The organism is Sphingomonas sp. TREG-RG-20F-R18-01, assembly GCF_022662475.1.
Classification (GTDB): domain Bacteria; phylum Pseudomonadota; class Alphaproteobacteria; order Sphingomonadales; family Sphingomonadaceae; genus Sphingomonas.
On record NZ_JAKNQQ010000006.1, the window covers coordinates 132,537 to 147,968 of the forward strand.

Consider the following 15,432-nt stretch of genomic DNA (forward strand, 5'->3'; position numbering starts at 1 on the left):
CACAACGGGTACGCGGCTAAGGGGTGGAAAGACGCGGTTCAGGGTGGATCAACCTTGCGCGGCACACGTTGGTACGGCCTCAGGAGAATTAATGATGTTGCGCACTTTCGCCTTGCTCGGCTTGCTGGCCGCCGTGCCCGCCGCCGCGGTTGCCCAGTCGACTCCTGCCGGTGCGCAACAGGCCGAGTCGGGCAAACCGCCGCAGCGGATCCGCTCGATCACGCTGACCGGCAACCAGGCCTGCCCGAAGTCGTCCGATCCGGATGCGGAGATCGTAGTCTGCGCGCGCGTCGGCGAGCCCTACCGCATTCCCAAGGAACTGCGCGACGACAAGCCGATCCCGGCGCAGAACCAGAGCTGGGTGAACCGCACCGCGGTGGCGGACGACGCGGGTCGCCGCGCGGGGGGCTTGCCGGATACGTGCTCGCCGGTAGGCTCGGGCGGACAGACGGGCTGCGCGAAGATGCGGGCCGAGCAATATGCGGCCGAGAAGGCCGAGGCGAAGCGGCAGGAACGCCTCATTCCGTAACACGGGCTCCGGTCCGTCACCCCGGCAATACCGGGATGACGGACCGATTGCCGTGCGCGCTTATTGTCCGAAACCAGCCGCGTTCGCGCGCGCAAGCGCCTCGCGCGCAGCCGCCAGCAACGCCCCGGCCTTGGCCTCGCACTCGCGCTGTTCATAGGTGGCCTCGCTGTCGGCGACGATGCCCGCGCCGGCTTGTACGTGCATCATCCCGTCCTTCACCACCGCGGTTCGCAGCACTATGCACGAGTCCATCGACCCGTCGGGCGAGAAATAACCGACCCCGCCGGCGTAAGGACCGCGCACCGCATCTTCCAGTTCGGCGATGATCTCGCAGGCCCGCACTTTCGGCGCGCCGGAGACCGTGCCCGCCGGAAACCCGGCGAACAGCGCGTCCAGCGCATCCTTGCCAGGGGCAAGACGTCCGATGACGTTCGACACGATGTGCATCACGTGGCTGTAGAACTCGGTCGTGTAACTCGCCGTCACCGTGACGCTGCCCGCCTCCGCCACGCGGCCGACGTCGTTCCGTCCGAGATCGAGCAGCATCAGATGCTCGGCGCGCTCCTTGGGATCGGCGAGCAGGCTGGTACGGTTCGCTTCGTCCTCGGCGGCGGTCTTGCCGCGCGGGCGGGTGCCGGCGATCGGGCGGATCGTGACTTCGCCGTCGCGGACGCGGACCAGGATCTCGGGCGAGGAGCCGGTCAACGCGAAGCCCGGCAGATCGAGGTGATACAGGAAGGGCGAGGGATTGATCCGCCGCAGCGCGCGGTACAGCTCGAACGGCGGCAAGGGAAACGGCGCGGTGAACCGCTGCGCCAGCACGACCTGAAAGATGTCGCCCGCGACGATATAGTCCTTTGCGCGAGCCACCATCTCGGCATAGCGACCCGGCGCGAGCGTCGAGGTGAGGGCGATGGCATCGCTCGCATCGGTGCGGACCGGGGCGGGTAACGGCGCCGTCGCCAGTCGCGCGGCCGTCGCATCGATCCGATCGATCGCGGCGGCGACGATCGCGTCGGGATCCCGCGCGGGATCCGGCCAGACCGGGGACACGAGGAACAATGCGTCGGCGAGCCGATCGAAGATCAGGATCACCGTTGGCCGAACGAAGATCATGTCGGGCAACCCGAGCGCATCCTTAGCCGGGCGCGGCAACCGTTCGACCAGTCCGATCGTCTCATAGCCGAAATAGCCGACCAGGCAGGCGAGCGCGCGGGGCAGATCCGTGGGTACGTCCATCCGGCAGGATTCGACCAGGCCTCGCAGGGCGTCCAGCGTCGCATCGGGGCAAGGCGCGAACGCTGCGCGATCGGTCAGCCATGCGGCGTTGATCTCGGCTTGCGCGCCGTGCGCGCGGAACACCAGATCCGGCGCCAGCCCGATCAGGCTGTGCCGCCCGCGTGTCTCGCCGCCTTCGACCGATTCGAGCAGGAAGTCGCCCCGCCCGGGCTCTATCAGCTTGAGCGCGGCAGCGACGGGCGTTTCGGTGTCGGCGATCTGGCGTTGCCACAGCAACGCCGGACGCCCCGCCGCGAGCGCGGCTCGCGCCGCGGCGGCGCCCGCGCGATCAGGGCTGGCTGGCACTGGTGATGCCCAGCAGCTCGGCCTTGAGCGACGCGATCGCCTTCGCATTGCGCGACGTCCCGATCGCATTCTGCACGGCCTTGCCGAATTGCGTCACATATTCGCGGCCGACGACGTTGCCGATGTCGCTCTGCGTGCCCGTGATGACCTTGGCATTGCCTTGCGCATTGCCCGGCGTGATGCTGTCGAGGTGCACGATCACCCAGCCCGACTTGTCGGGGGCTTCGAGCAGCTTGGTGCTCTTCGCGGCCATGGCGAACATCAGCGCGAGCGGCGGGGGGACGCGCTGCGGGTTGCCGATGAGCGCGGCGCGCGGACCGGTCACGGGCTGGAGCGGCGGCAGCTTGAGCCCGGTCGCCGCGAGCGCTTGGGACAGGGGCGTGCCCGCATTGGCCGCCGCGACCACCTTGGCGGCGACGTCATGCGCGGCGCGCTCGGCCCGACTGAGCTGGAAATCGCGCACAACGGTCTCGCGGATCTGGGCCAGCGGGCGCGGCGCGGCGGGGATGACCTTCTCGAGCGTGACCAGCGCGAAGCTGCCATCCGGGCCAAGCGGCACCGTCTGCGGCTGGTCGCCCGGCGACGCGGCGAAAGCCGCGGCGAGGATCGGGGTGAGCGCCGGATCGGGCTTGACGGTCGGGGTGTCGACATTCTGTCCGGTCGCGGTGAGCGGTTGGGTGCTCTGCGCGGTCAGCTGGTTCTTGGCGACGATCCCGTCGAAACTCGTCTTGCCCAGCGCATCGTCGAACGCGTTGCGCTTCTCGGTAAGCAGCGCGGTGGTCCGCTGCGGCGCCAGCGCCGCCTTCAGTTCGGGGGTCGCTTCGGCGAGCGACTTGGCCGCCTGCGTCCGAACGGTCGTGATCTTGGCGACGACGAAGCCGAGCGGCGCGCGCAGAGGACCGACGACGTCGCCCGCCTTCGCGGCGAAGACGGCATTGGCAATTTCGGGCGAAGACTGCCCGGCGAACGCGGCCTTTTGGGTGTCCTTGATCGTCGCCGGTTCCAGGCCAGCGGCGCGGGCCGCCTGCTCGATCGACGTCCCGCCGCGAACCTTCGCGACCAGCGCGTTCGCCGCGGCCTGGTCGCCGACGACGACCTGGACGATCGTGCGCAGTTCGGCGGCAGCGAACTTCTGCGCCTGGGCGCGATATGCAGCGGCGATGTCCGCATCGCTCGGCGTGGCCTGGCCGGCGACGGACGCCGGGGTTACCGTCGCGTAACGGATGATGCGCCGCTCGGGCAGGCGATACTTGCCCAGGGTACGCGCATAGAAGGTGGTCAGTTCCGCATCGGTCGGCGCGGGGCCGGCGGCCAGCGTCGCCGCGGGAATGAAGCCGATCTGGCCGCTGCGCTTTTCGAGCAGGAGATTGGCATAGGGCACCGCGAGGCCGGCAGGCACCTGCTTCGCCTGGATCGGCGAGAGCAGCAGTTGGCGGGTGAGGATCTGATCGGTCGTCTGCAGGCGCACGTCGGCGTCGGTCATCCCGATCTGGCGCAGCACTTGCTCATACTTTTCCTGGCTGAACTTGCCGTCGAGGCCGGCGAGCCCGGGCTGGCTGGCGATCAACCCGTCGACCGCGCGCTTGCTCACGACCATCCCCTGGGCCTGGGCATATTGCCGGAAGGCGGTCGAATCGATCAGTCGCTCGAGCGTGGCCTCGAACCCGCCGCCCGCGACGAACTGCTGGGTATCGAGCGTCGGCTGCTGCTGCCGGTAACTGTCGACGTCGCGCGCGACCGCTGCGCGCAGTTCGCTGATCGTGATCGTCTTGCTGCCGACCTTGACCGCGACGTCGGCGGCATTGACCGTGCTCCCCGCCGACTGACCCGAATGGTCCGACAGCACGAAGGCGAGTCCGAGCAAGGCAACGAAGCCGAGCGCAACCGCGCCGCCGAGCGGGTGGCGGATCATTCGACGGAAAAAACTGAGCATGGTCGGGGTCGGCCGATCTGTCGTGGTAAGGGACGAAGAGGGGTTGCTTTACGGGCAGGGCGGGGCGGCATCAAGCTTGTGCAGTGCGCATGCGGCGCTATCGCTGTGCCAAAGCGTAAAAAGGAGTGATGCTCAGATGGCGCGACGCAAGCTGGTGGCGGGTAATTGGAAGATGAACGGCAGCCATGCGGCGCTGGCCGAACTGGTCGCGATCGCGGCGGCGGCGGAAGCGGCGCCCGGGATCGACGTTTCGGTCGCCATGCCCGCCACGTTGATCGCCCCCGCGGTCGCGCGGGTTCCGGGGTTCGCGTTCGGCGGGCAGGACGTCCATGCGGCGGAAAGCGGGGCGCATACCGGGTGCCTGTCGGCAGCGATGCTGGTCGAGGCCGGCGCGCGCTTCACGATTGTCGGTCATAGCGAACGGCGCACCGACCAGGGCGAGACGAGCCAGGACGCCTGGGCCAAGGCGAGTGCGGCGCATCGGCATGGGCTCGGTGTAATCCTGTGTGTCGGGGAAACGGATGCCGAGCGCGACGCGGGGCGGGCGGCGCGGGTCGTCCAGGCCCAGATCGAGAAATCGGTACCGGACCTTGCCAACGGCGACTGGCTGACGATTGCCTATGAGCCGCGCTGGGCGATCGGAACCGGACGGACCCCGACGCTCGACGAGATCGGCGAAGTGCATGCGATTACCCGCGCCAAGCTGCGCACGCTGGTCGGCGATGCGGCAGACGGTATCCGGATCCTGTACGGCGGCTCGGTAACGGGAGCGAACGCTGCGTCGATCCTCGAGACCGAGGATGTCGACGGCGCGCTGGTCGGCGGCGCCAGCCTGACCGCGGCGAAGTTCGTACCCATCATCGAAGCGGCCTAGGGACCGGGCCGCGGCATGGGACTGGCGCTCACCCCGCAGATGCTCGAGGATTGGGCAACGGCGCGCTCGATCGCGCGCCAGCTCCCGCTGCCGGTACAGGACCGGGGTGGCCTGCGCGTCGACACGGGAAGCGCCGCCGAACGGTGTCGGTATGTGTTCCTGGAGGCCGACCGGGCGTTCGAGGCGGCGGCGCTGGCGATCACGGCGCCGTACGTGTTCCTCAAGGCCTGCACGGCGCCCGTCGAGGTTCTCGCCATCGTGCCGCCACGCTGGACACTCCAGTCGGTTGCCTGGGTCATGCTCCAGGATCCGCCATGCGACGATCCCGCACCCCGGCTTCCGGCCGGTTACATGCTCGGCGTAACGATGGCGGACGGGGTCGCATCGGCAACCGTCGTTGATTCCGCGGGGACGCTGGCGGCGCGGGGCTATGGCTGCGCGTCGGGCGGCGTCTATTGTTACGACCGGATCAGGACCGAGGCAGCCCATGCCCGGCGGGGGCTGGGGCGCGCCATCATGCATGCGCTGGGCCGGGCGCAGCCGGACCCCGGCGCGTGCCGGATGCTGACCGCGACCGACGATGGGCGGGCCTTGTACGAGACGCTCGGGTGGCGGGTCGTTGCGCCCTATACGACCATCGGGATCCCGGGGGACTGACCGCCTCGCTCAGGCGGGGGGCGGCACCAGCCCGATCGCCTTCATCACGACAGCCTGCGCAATCATCGTGACCAGCCAGAACAGGGCGTCGCGGGTGATCCGCCCGGCGCGCGCTCCGCGATAACTCTGCGTGATTGCGACCACCGGCAGGACGAAGCCTGCCCAGATCACCACCGCGCTTCCCACCGCCATGATCCACGGCGCAGCCTTGGGCGGCGCGAGGATCAGCGCGCCCGCCAGGATCGACGCGAACCAGAACAGCCCGAGCGCCGCGATGACGAGCGTCGGTATCGTCAACGCCACAGCGCCTTTGTCGAACGTCGCACGATAGGCCGCGCCCAGCAGCATCCCGATCGCGGGTGCGACGAGGATCGGCGCAAAGTTGATCAGGATGTAGATCATCCCGGGAACCGCGCCTTGAGCATTGCCCAGGCGGCGCGCAGTCCAAGCGCCTCACCGCCCTTGGGACGACCGGGCTTGCTGGCGGGGCGCCAGGCGAACGTATCGAAATGGGCCCATGGCGTTCCCGCCGGCACGAACCGCCGCAGGAACAGCGCGGCCGTCACCGATCCTGCAAAACCGCCGTCCGGAGCGTTGACCATGTCGGCGATGTCTGAGGCCAGCATCTCGTCATAGCCATCCCACAAGGGGAGCCGCCACAGCGGGTCGCCGGTCGCGATTCCCGCCGCCAGCAAGGCTTCGGCGAGTGTGTCGTCATTGGCGAAGGTGGCGGGCAGATCCGGGCCCAGCGCCACGCGCGCTGCGCCGGTCAGCGTCGCGAAATCGAGGATCAGCGAAGGCGATTCCTCGCTGGCGCGCGTGATCGCGTCGGCGAGGACCAGCCGTCCCTCGGCATCGGTGTTGGTGTTCTCGACCGTCACGCCCTTGCGGGTGGCGAGCACGTCGCCCGGCCGGAAGGCGTTGCCGGCAATGCTGTTCTCGACCGCCGGGATCAGCAGGTGGAGCCGGACCGGCAGGCGCGTCGCCATGATCAGTTCGGCGAGCGCCAGCGCATGCGCCGCGCCGCCCATGTCCTTTTTCATCAGGCGCATGCCCGACGAAGGCTTGATGTCGAGCCCGCCCGAATCGAAGCACACGCCCTTTCCGATGACGGCGATGCGCGGGTGCGCCGGACTGCCCCATTCCAGCTCGATCAGGCGCGGCTCGCGGCCTTTCGCGGCGGCCTGGCCGACCGCATGGATCATCGGAAAGCCCTTTGCCAGCTGGTCGCCCTTGGTGACCGTCAACAACGCCTGGTGCGCCCTGGCGAGGGTCGCGGCCTCCGCCTCCAGGTCTGCCGGTCCCATGTCGGCAGCGGCGGTGTTGACGAGGTCGCGCACCTTGGCGACGGCGCGGGCGATGCGGATCGTTTCGTCGATCCGCGCGGGGTCTCCGGTCAGCAGGACGCGCGGCCCGACGGGCGATGGGTCCTTGCGGTAGCGATCGAAGCTATGCTGGGCGAGGCACCAGCCCAGCATCGCGGCCCCCGGTTCGCCATCGGCGAGACGGTAGCTGCCCGCGGGCAGCTGCGCGCCGAGCGAGGCGATCCGCCACGGCGAAAGATGGCTTTCGTTGCACACGAGCAGCATCGCCCAGTCCTCGACGCCGTCGCCAGGCAACACCGCGCGGTTGCCCGGCTTGCCGGTCAAACCGTGCGCGGCGACCGCGGTGCGGGTTCGCGGTGGCTGTGCGGAAAGCCAGCTATCCCATTGATCGGGATGGACAACATGGATCGTCCGCGCGGTCTGGCCGCGATCGGGTTGGAGGCAGGTGGTGAAATCGATCATGGCTGGGTGGGGGTCACGAGCAATTGCTCGAGCTTTCCGTTGGGGCCGGGTTCGGCGTAGGTGCTGACCGACAAAACCGTGCCGGGATAGGTGACGCGGTACGAGCGATTGACGAAACCGCCGCGCAACCGCGGCTTGCCGGTCTGGACGAAGGCGGTCGGGGTGCCGAGTGGCGCGAGGCTGGTGCGATAGTCGCTCAGCGTCGTTGCGGTGAAGTAGAAATTCGCGTCGTCCGTCAACAGGTTACGGTCGAGTGTTCCAACGCCGCGAAGCTGGGCGAACACGGTCTTCACGCGCGCGAGCGTCGCGGTATCTGCCGGATCGGACGCTGCGGGGCTGAGCACGATTCCGGCGAGCTTCTGCGCGATCGTCTGAAAGGCGTCGCTCGACCAGCTGTTGATGAGCACCACGATTGCGGCCTTTTGATCCGGATAGACGACGTTTTCCGACAGGAATCCGACCGCTTCCCCGCTATGTTCGACGAAACGACGCCCGTTTGCGCTGCCCGTGAAGACGCCCAGGCCGTAGCCGTTGCTGGTCCCGTCGGCGAGCTTGACCGGCGTCTCCTGCGTCGCCCAATCCTCGGGCGCGAGCACCGCTCGATCCAACCGTGCCACGTCCCACGTCGCGAGCGCCCGCGCGCTCATTGCGAGTTCGCCCGCCGCATAGAGCCACCCGCGCGCCGGGGGCTGGACCGGACGGACCGGGCCGAGCGCGGCGCGGCCATAGCCTTGCGGAAAGCCCGGGCCGACTGCGAGATCCTGATCGTAGACGGTGACGCCGAGCGGCTTGAAGATTCGCGCCTTGATGAAATCGAGCAGCTTCTGCCCCGACACCTTCTCGACGATCATCCCTGCGACGACATAGCCGGTGTTGGAATATTGCCACTGCGTGCCGGGCTTGAAATCGAGTGGCTTCTTCGCCCAGCGATCGACGATCTGCTGTGGCGCGACCGGGGTCGCCATCGCCTTGAAGCTGTAGTCCTGCGGCCAGTAATCCTGCAGCCCGGCGGTGTGGCTGAGCAACTGGCGGATGGTGATCGTGTCGCCGTCGGTGATGCCGGGGACGTATTTCGAGACATGATCGTCGAGGCTCAGCTTGCCCTCGCGTTGTAGCAGCAGGATCGCGGCGGCGGTGAACTGTTTCGATACGGACGCGATCTGATAGGGCGCGTCGTCGCGCGTCGCGCCGGTCTCGGCCTGTTTGCCATACGCCTTGGTGTAGACGATCTTCCCCCCGCGCACGATCGCGACCGAGGCCGAAGGCACACCTGACTTGGCGAGCGCGTCGGTGACGGTCTTGTCGACCTGCGCGGTTTCCGCCGACGTCAGCGATTGCGCCAGGGCCGGGGCGGAGACGGACAGCAAGCCTGCCGCCAGACAATATCGGGAGAGCTTCACGAAGGCACGGTCCTCGAGCGATGGAACGACGATATGCCACCGTCCCGCCGCTGAAGGGAAGGGGACGCTGCCCTCAAACGGTCGGGACGCCGTAAAGATCATGCTCGTCGGCATCTTCGATCGAAACCGCGACGATATCGCCCACAGACAGATGCCCTGCGTCACGCAGAAACACCTCACCGTCGATCTCGGGCGCATCCGCCTTGGAGCGTCCGGTCGCGCCGCCGTCTTCATCCACCGCGTCGATGATGACGTCGAGCGTGCGGCCGACCTTGGCCTGGAGCTTGTCCGCCGAAATCCGCGCGGTGAGTTCCATCAGGCGGGCGTAGCGTTCTTCCTTGATTTCCTCGGGCACGTGGTTGGGCAGGTCGTTCGCCGCCGCGCCCTCGACCGGCTCGAACCGGAACGCGCCGACGCGGTCGAGCTGCGCTTCTTCCAGCCAGTCCATCAGATAGGCGAAATCGTCCTCGGTCTCGCCGGGGAAGCCGACGACAAAGGTCGAACGGATCGCGATGTCGGGCGCGATGGTGCGCCAGGTCTTGATCCGCTCGAGCACCTTGGTTTCGTTCGCCGGGCGCTTCATCAGCTTGAGCACGTTGCGGCTGGCATGTTGGAACGGGATGTCGAGATAGGGGAGGATCAGCCCCTCGGCCATCAGCGGGATGACCTGATCGACATGCGGATACGGGTAGACATAATGAAGCCGCACCCAAGCGCCGAGCTTGCCGAGCTCGCGCGACAGGTCGGTCATGTGCGCGCGGACTTCCTGCCCGTGCCACATCCGCGGCTGATGGCGGATGTCGACGCCGTAGGCCGACGTGTCCTGGCTGATCACGAGCAGTTCGCGCGTGCCCGCCTCGATCAATTTCTCGGCTTCGCGCAGGATTGCGTCTGGCCGACGGCTGACGAGGTCGCCGCGCAGGCTGGGGATGATGCAGAAGGCGCAGCGGTGGTTGCAGCCCTCGGAGATCTTGAGATAGCTGTAATGCCGCGGGGTGAGCTTGAGCCCGCTTTCGGGGACGAGATTGAGGAACGCGCTCGGCGGCATCGGTGCGGCGTGGTGGACCGCGCCGACGACTTCCTCATATTGATGCGCGCCGGTGACCGCGAGGATGCCGGGGAATTTGGCGCGGATCATCTCCGCTTCCTTGCCCATGCAGCCGGTAACGATGACGCGACCGTTCTCCGCGATCGCCTCGCCGATGGCCTCGAGCGATTCCTCCTTGGCGGAATCGAGGAAGCCGCAGGTGTTGACCAGCACTACGTCCGCACCCGCATAATCGGGGGACATGGCATAGCCATCGGAGCGCAGCTTGGTCAGGATCCGCTCGCTATCGACCAGATTCTTGGGACAGCCGAGCGAGACCATGCCGATCTTCGGCGGGGAGGGGAGTGTTGTTGCCATGGGAACGGCGGCATGTAGCGATCTTGGTGCGAATTTGCCAGTCTTCCCCTACACCCTTCCCCGGCGAAGGCCGGGGCCCAGTCGAGGAGCGATCGTGATGGACGGGCAAGCCTATGTCTACATCATGGCGAGCCAGCGGAACGGCACGCTTTATATCGGATCGACCAACGCTCTGGCGCGCCGGGCCTGGGAGCATCGTGAGGGCGTCATCCCCGGCTTCACGAAGGAATATGGGTGCAAGCTGCTCGTCTGGTACGAGGTTCATGCCGTGGTGGAATCAGCGCGGTTGCGGGAGTATCAAATGAAGTCGTGGAAACGGGCGTGGAAAATCCGCGAGATCGAAGGGTTCAACCCGGATTGGGAAGATCTGTACGACCGGATCGCGCAGCCATGACGGACACCGCTACTGGGCCCCGGCCTTCGCCGGGGAAGGAATATAGGTTGGTCGCGCATCCTGACAGGCCGCCCAGTGCGGTGCGATCGGTCAGCGTGGAAGTCCTTTGGGACGGCGACGAACTACTTCTGACGTTTAACGTCGAGGGCTTGGAGCACGTCGCGCTTCCCGACTGGGCTGCTCCCTCGCGCGCGGACGGCTTGTGGCAGACCACCTGCTGCGAGCTCTTCCTCGCGCCTCCCGGGTCGGACGCCTATTTCGAGTTCAACTATTCCCCGTCGTCGCAATGGGCGGCGTATCGGTTCGACTCCTACCGGGCGAGCGGTTGCGACCTTCAACTGTCGGTAGCGCCGCAAATCGATCGCGGCGACCCCGCGTCCGCGTATCTAATCGAGGTCGATCAGGACTTGTCCGACCTGCCGCCGGGCCCGCTCCAGATGAGCCTCACCGCGGTGATCGAGGAAACCGACGGCACCAAATCCTATTGGGCGCTCGCCCATGCCCCCGGGCCGCCCGATTTCCACAACCGCGCGACGTTTATCGCAACACTGCCAGCGCCAGCGCACCCTTGACCTGCTTTGCTTCCCCGGCGAAGGCCGGGGCCCAGTCGAGGAACGGTCGCAAGGCGCGCGTTGCGCTGAAGTGCCGCAGCCTCTGTGATTGGGCCCCAGCCTTCGCCGGGGAAGCAAAACCAAGATGGTGCGGGGACCAGAACCCATGAACTTCGGTATCGATCGCCTCCTCGCCGACCCGGCGCTGCGCAAGCCGCTCGAGGGCAAGCGCGTTGCACTGCTCGCGCACCCCGCCTCGGTCACCGCCGACCTGACGCATTCGGTCGATGCGCTGATCGCGGTCGGGCTGAACGTCACCGCGATGTTCGGCCCGCAGCATGGCGTTCGCGGCGACCTGCAGGACAATATGATGGAGTCGCCCGACTTCACCGATCCGACCTACGGAATGCCGGTCTTCAGCCTGTACGGCGAGGTGCGGCGGCCGACCGGCCAGTCGATGAGTACGTTCGACGTACTGCTGGTCGACCTGCAGGACCTCGGCACCCGGATCTACACTTTCATCACGACGCTGCGCTACGTCCTCGAAGCGGCGGCGGAACATGGCAAGACGGTGTGGGTGCTTGACCGGCCCAATCCGGTCGGCCGCCCGGTCGAGGGCCTGACGCTGCTGCCGGGCTGGGAGAGTTTCGTGGGCGCGGGGCCAATGCCGATGCGCCACGGCCTGACGATGGGCGAACTGGGCCACTGGTTCAACGACCTGCTCAAGCTGGACGTCGACTATCATGTCGTGACGATGGACGGGTGGGACCCCGATGCCGCGCCCGGGTTCGGCTGGCCGGTCGAGCGGACGTGGGTCAACCCCAGTCCCAACGCTCCCAACGTGATGATGGCGCGCGCTTATCCGGGTACGGTAATGCTCGAGGGGACCGCGCTGTCGGAAGGACGCGGGACGACACGCCCGCTCGAACTGTTCGGTGCGCCCGACATTACGGCGCGCGGGGTGATCGCGGAAATGCGCCGGCGCGCGCCGGACTGGCTGGAGGGATGTCGCCTGCGCGAGATCTGGTTCGAGCCGACCTTCCACAAGCACGTCCACCAGCTGTGCAGCGGCGTGCAGATCCATGCCGAAGGCCCAAGTTACGGTCACGCCGCGTTCAAGCCGTGGCGGTTGCAGGCACTCGCCTTCAAGGCGATCCGCGCGCTCTATCCGGACTATCCCTTGTGGCGCGATTTTCCGTATGAATATGCCTTCGGCAAACTGCCCATCGACGTGATCAACGGTGGTCCGGGGCTGCGCGAATGGGTCGATGACGCGGACTCGGAGCCTGGTGATCTCGATGCAATCGCCATAAAGGACGAAGCCGCCTGGGCTGAACTGCGTCTACGCTTTTTGTTGTATTGACCCAACACCGAAAGAATCTGTCCAATACTGTTCCGTTGGTCGCAATTGCGTAACGACTCGCGGATAAGCTCTTTGTGAACGGTGGTGCGATCCAGCAGCTTCGGTCATGAACAATTCAGGTGATTCGCGGCGGCTGGGGGGTTGTCGGATCGCATCGGAGGGTGGGACACGTGGAATCGGACCGTCTGTTTTACATGCGCCGGGTTACGGCGGAACGACTGGCAGCAGCCCGCGCGGTGACGGCGGAAGCGCGCGAGCGTCGAATGGTGCTGGTGCAGTCCTATCTCGACAAGTTGCAGGCGCTTTCGCCCGACCTGACCGTCGCCTGACCTGACCGTCGCCTGACCTGACCGTCGCCTGACCTAGCGTTTGCGGGTCAGCTCCCGCATCGCTTCGTCCAGCCCGGCGAGCGTCAGCGGATACATGCGATCACTCATCAGCTCGCGCAGGATTCGCACGCTCTGCGAATAGCCCCATTGCTGTTCCGGGATCGGATTGAGCCATACGGCAGCGGGGTAGGTGGTCGTCAGCCGGTGCATCCAGACCGCGCCTGACTCGTCGTTGAAATGCTCGACCGATCCGCCGGGATGGCTGATTTCATAAGGGCTCATCGACGCGTCGCCGACGAAGACCAGTTTGTAATCGTGCCCGAACTTGTGGAGCACATCCCACATCGGCGTGCGCTCCGAAAAGCGGCGCGTATTGTCCTTCCAAACGCCTTCATACGGGCAATTGTGGAAGTAGAAGAATTCGAGGTTCTTGAACTCGGTCGTCGCCGCCGAGAACAGCTCCTCGCACAGCTTGACCCATGGATCCATCGAGCCCCCGACGTCGAGGAACAGCAGCAGCTTGACCGCATTGCGGCGTTCGGCACGCATGACCACGTCGAGCCAGCCCTGTCGTGCGGTCCCGTGGATGGTCGCATCGATGTCCAACTCATCCGCTGCGCCCTCGCGCGCGAACTTGCGCAGGCGGCGGAGCGCGACCTTGATGTTGCGGGTGCCGAGCTCGCGCGTATTGTCGAGGTTGCGGAACTCGCGCTGGTCCCACACCTTCAGCGCGCGTTGGTGTACGCCTTCGCCACCGATGCGGACGCCTTCGGGATTGTAGCCGCTATTGCCATAAGGCGACGTGCCGCCGGTCCCGATCCACTTGTTGCCGCCCTGATGGCGCTCCTGCTGCTCGTCGAGCCGCTTCTTCAGCGTTTCCATGATCTCGTCCCAGGAACCGAGCGATTTGATCGCTTCCATCTCTTCGGGGCTGAGAAACTTCTCCGCGACGGCGCGCAGCCAGTCTTCGGGGATGTCGGCGCTGGTCTGGCCGAACGTGGTCGCGATTCCCTTGAAGACCTTGGAAAAGACCTGGTCGAACCGGTCCAGCAAGCCTTCGTCCTTCACGTAGACGGCACGCGAGAGATAATAAAAGTCCTCGGGGGTGCGCGCGATGACCTCGGCGTCCAGTGCCTCCAGCAGGAGCAGATGCTCCTTCAGGCTGGCGGGAATGCCTGCGGCGCGGAGCTCGTCGAGGAAGTTGAGGAACATGCCCTATGCTAGGACCGGCGCTGATACAGTGTCCAGTGGGTTCCGGACAGGCCGTGTGCGTAGGCACCGGCAATCGCGTCGAATGTGGCACCACAGCGTTGCGGTCCAACGGGCATTTCCTCCCCCTTGAAGCGATCGACGAACAGGAATTGCGCCGGCCTGCACGCGCCTTGCACGATGTCGACCGGATACCGCAGATGTGCCGCCGCGAATTCGAGCATGGCGAGACCGGTCGCGCGATCCAGCAGCACGGTGGCGCCGGCCGGGCTACGCGTCCGCATCGCGATGACCGCAGGATCGGGGTCGCCGCGCTGGTTATGGATCAGATCGGCATCCTGCCACAGCCCCCCCGCCAGGACCCCGGCGAGCAGCGTTCCCGAAAGCCAGCGGCGCGATCCGCCGCGTGCGATCCCGGTGGCGGTGGTTTCGGCGATGAGCAGCAACAGGGCGATGGCCGCCAGCATATAATAGCGCGGGTGACCGGTGTTCCCGACATGCAGGATTGCGAGCGACATCGGAAAGGCGACGATCGCCAGCGCGTAGAAGGGGATGTTTCGTACCCCGGCATATCGGGAAAGGAGGACGAGGATCAGCACGGGCGGGATCAGCCAGACCGAAACCACCGGCCAGCCGACGGTATAGCCCAGCATTTCGATGGTGCCGTGCAGGAACAGCAAGATCCCGAACGGCATGTAGCTGCCGATCTGGAAACCGGTCGGACTGGCCCAGGCCGCGCCCGCCACCATCCCGATCACGGCCAGTAGCGCGACCATCGGCGCAGCGAAGAGATGGACCGTCCGTCGCGCGGCGGCGAGCGGATCGGTACGGCGCAGAAGCGTCAGATAGACCCAGCCGATCAGCGCGGCGCAGCCAAAGGCCATGGTCAGCTGCGACAGCGTCCCCAGCAGGAAACACAGCACCAATCGCAAGCGGATGCCGTCGTCGAACCCGGACGTCAGCCAGCGATCGACCAGCAAGATCGCGGTGAGCAGGGCGAGCGTCATCCCGGCGTAACCGCGTGCCTCCGATCCCATCGTCACCATCATCGGCGAAACCGCGAAGAGGGTCGCCGCGATCAGCGCCATGTGCCGGTCGCGCTGCCGGAAGATTTCCGCGGTGACGGCAATACCGATGGTGCCGGTCACGATCGACAGCGCGCGCTGCAGGACCGGCGCGGCCGTGGACCCGACGCATTGCAGCCAGAGCGAATTCAGGTGGTGATTGTTGTCATGGTTGATGTTGAGGAAAACGCCGAGCGGGGTATGCGCCTGCCGCGCCAGTTCGGCGGACCAGGCCTCGTCCAGCCACAGGCCGCCCTGCGCCGCCGCAATCCGCAGGCCAAGGCCGAGCAGCACGATCGCACAGACAAGGTAGGAATAGCGCCGATCAACCACGTGAAGTCCCCGTTCGGAAC

15 protein-coding genes are annotated in these 15,432 nt (G+C 66.7%); 7 read left to right on the plus strand and 8 right to left on the minus strand.

Translation table 11 applies throughout. The features are described 5' to 3' along the window. Window positions 1-94: 94 nt before the first annotated feature. Window positions 95-529: a hypothetical protein gene (locus L8K25_RS16315; RefSeq protein WP_242140186.1), complete on the plus strand. Its 435-nt coding sequence runs from the start codon at window positions 95-97 to the stop codon at window positions 527-529. A 60-nt stretch (window positions 530-589) separates the two neighbouring features. Here the strand turns inward: L8K25_RS16315 and trpE are convergent, their stop codons facing one another. Both trpE and L8K25_RS16325 read right to left on the minus strand, forming a co-directional pair. Next, window positions 590-2,161 (minus strand): anthranilate synthase component I, encoded by a 1,572-nt coding sequence (gene trpE, locus L8K25_RS16320; protein ID WP_242140036.1) that lies wholly within the window; start codon window positions 2,159-2,161, stop codon window positions 590-592. After that, window positions 2,097-4,046: a peptidylprolyl isomerase gene (locus L8K25_RS16325; protein ID WP_242140037.1), complete on the minus strand. Its 1,950-nt coding sequence runs from the start codon at window positions 4,044-4,046 to the stop codon at window positions 2,097-2,099. The genes trpE and L8K25_RS16325 overlap by 65 nt, the downstream gene beginning before the upstream one ends. Window positions 4,047-4,182: 136 nt before the next feature. Between L8K25_RS16325 and tpiA the strand changes: the two genes are divergently transcribed. Next, complete coding sequence (gene tpiA / locus L8K25_RS16330) at window positions 4,183-4,920, plus strand: triose-phosphate isomerase (RefSeq protein WP_242140038.1); 738 nt, start codon at window positions 4,183-4,185, stop codon at window positions 4,918-4,920. A gap of 15 nt (window positions 4,921-4,935) precedes the next feature. Beyond that, window positions 4,936-5,577 (plus strand): GNAT family N-acetyltransferase, encoded by a 642-nt coding sequence (locus L8K25_RS16335; protein ID WP_242140039.1) that lies wholly within the window; start codon window positions 4,936-4,938, stop codon window positions 5,575-5,577. A gap of 9 nt (window positions 5,578-5,586) precedes the next feature. Here the strand turns inward: L8K25_RS16335 and L8K25_RS16340 are convergent, their stop codons facing one another. Genes L8K25_RS16340 through rimO form a run of 4 tightly spaced genes read right to left on the minus strand, consistent with a single transcriptional unit; the run spans window position 5,587 to window position 10,169 of the window. After that, on the minus strand, window positions 5,587-5,979 hold the full coding sequence (locus tag L8K25_RS16340) for a hypothetical protein (RefSeq protein WP_242140040.1): 393 nt from the start codon (window positions 5,977-5,979) through the stop codon (window positions 5,587-5,589). Then, a complete protein-coding gene (locus tag L8K25_RS16345; RefSeq protein ID WP_242140041.1) occupies window positions 5,976-7,364 on the minus strand; it encodes a leucyl aminopeptidase family protein in 1,389 nt (462 codons plus the stop codon). Before L8K25_RS16345 ends, L8K25_RS16340 begins: the two co-directional genes overlap by 4 nt. Next, the gene (locus L8K25_RS16350; RefSeq protein ID WP_242140042.1) at window positions 7,361-8,866 is read right to left on the minus strand and encodes a serine hydrolase domain-containing protein; all 1,506 of its coding nucleotides are present in this window, start codon (window positions 8,864-8,866) and stop codon (window positions 7,361-7,363) included. The genes L8K25_RS16345 and L8K25_RS16350 overlap by 4 nt, the downstream gene beginning before the upstream one ends. Next, window positions 8,838-10,169: a 30S ribosomal protein S12 methylthiotransferase RimO gene (rimO, locus tag L8K25_RS16355; protein WP_242140043.1), complete on the minus strand. Its 1,332-nt coding sequence runs from the start codon at window positions 10,167-10,169 to the stop codon at window positions 8,838-8,840. The genes L8K25_RS16350 and rimO overlap by 29 nt, the downstream gene beginning before the upstream one ends. Before the next feature lie 97 nt (window positions 10,170-10,266). Here rimO and L8K25_RS16360 point away from each other — a divergent pair, with 97 nt between their 5' ends. The 4 genes from L8K25_RS16360 to L8K25_RS16375 all read left to right on the plus strand — a co-directional run bounded on the left by L8K25_RS16360 (window position 10,267) and on the right by L8K25_RS16375 (window position 12,806). Next, window positions 10,267-10,563, plus strand: a complete 297-nt coding sequence (locus tag L8K25_RS16360; protein ID WP_242140187.1) for a GIY-YIG nuclease family protein — start codon at window positions 10,267-10,269, stop codon at window positions 10,561-10,563. Between the two features lie 47 nt (window positions 10,564-10,610). Continuing rightward, window positions 10,611-11,135, plus strand: coding sequence for a DOMON-like domain-containing protein (locus tag L8K25_RS16365; protein WP_242140044.1), 525 nt, complete (start codon window positions 10,611-10,613; stop codon window positions 11,133-11,135). Window positions 11,136-11,280: 145 nt separating this feature from the next. Next, window positions 11,281-12,477 carry a DUF1343 domain-containing protein gene (locus tag L8K25_RS16370; RefSeq protein WP_242140045.1) on the plus strand — a complete coding sequence of 399 codons (1,197 nt, stop codon included), beginning with the start codon at window positions 11,281-11,283 and terminating at the stop codon, window positions 12,475-12,477. A gap of 170 nt (window positions 12,478-12,647) precedes the next feature. Then, a complete protein-coding gene (locus tag L8K25_RS16375; RefSeq protein ID WP_242140046.1) occupies window positions 12,648-12,806 on the plus strand; it encodes a hypothetical protein in 159 nt (52 codons plus the stop codon). 33 nt (window positions 12,807-12,839) lie between these two features. Here L8K25_RS16375 and L8K25_RS16380 read toward each other — a convergent pair whose 3' ends face one another. Both L8K25_RS16380 and L8K25_RS16385 read right to left on the minus strand, forming a co-directional pair. Next, on the minus strand, window positions 12,840-14,018 hold the full coding sequence (locus tag L8K25_RS16380; protein ID WP_242140047.1) for a VWA domain-containing protein: 1,179 nt from the start codon (window positions 14,016-14,018) through the stop codon (window positions 12,840-12,842). An 8-nt stretch (window positions 14,019-14,026) separates the two neighbouring features. Next, window positions 14,027-15,412 (minus strand): hypothetical protein, encoded by a 1,386-nt coding sequence (locus L8K25_RS16385; protein ID WP_242140048.1) that lies wholly within the window; start codon window positions 15,410-15,412, stop codon window positions 14,027-14,029. Window positions 15,413-15,432 lie beyond the last annotated feature (20 nt).

Bases quoted from the DNA above. Each gene is read 5' to 3' on its own strand.
- rimO (WP_242140043.1), bottom strand. From the start codon at position 10,169: ATGGCAACAACACTCCCCTCCCCGCCGAAGATCGGCATGGTCTCGCTC.
- tpiA (WP_242140038.1), top strand. From the start codon at position 4,183: ATGGCGCGACGCAAGCTGGTGGCGGGTAATTGGAAGATGAACGGCAGC.
- L8K25_RS16380 (WP_242140047.1), bottom strand. From the start codon at position 14,018: ATGTTCCTCAACTTCCTCGACGAGCTCCGCGCCGCAGGCATTCCCGCC.
- L8K25_RS16315 (WP_242140186.1), top strand. From the start codon at position 95: ATGTTGCGCACTTTCGCCTTGCTCGGCTTGCTGGCCGCCGTGCCCGCC.
- L8K25_RS16350 (WP_242140042.1), bottom strand. From the start codon at position 8,866: ATGATCTTTACGGCGTCCCGACCGTTTGAGGGCAGCGTCCCCTTCCCT.
- L8K25_RS16345 (WP_242140041.1), bottom strand. From the start codon at position 7,364: ATGATCGATTTCACCACCTGCCTCCAACCCGATCGCGGCCAGACCGCG.
- L8K25_RS16340 (WP_242140040.1), bottom strand. From the start codon at position 5,979: ATGATCTACATCCTGATCAACTTTGCGCCGATCCTCGTCGCACCCGCG.
- L8K25_RS16370 (WP_242140045.1), top strand. From the start codon at position 11,281: ATGAACTTCGGTATCGATCGCCTCCTCGCCGACCCGGCGCTGCGCAAG.
- L8K25_RS16360 (WP_242140187.1), top strand. From the start codon at position 10,267: ATGGACGGGCAAGCCTATGTCTACATCATGGCGAGCCAGCGGAACGGC.
- L8K25_RS16335 (WP_242140039.1), top strand. From the start codon at position 4,936: ATGGGACTGGCGCTCACCCCGCAGATGCTCGAGGATTGGGCAACGGCG.
- L8K25_RS16325 (WP_242140037.1), bottom strand. From the start codon at position 4,046: ATGCTCAGTTTTTTCCGTCGAATGATCCGCCACCCGCTCGGCGGCGCG.
- trpE (WP_242140036.1), bottom strand. From the start codon at position 2,161: ATGCGAAGGCGATCGCGTCGCTCAAGGCCGAGCTGCTGGGCATCACCA.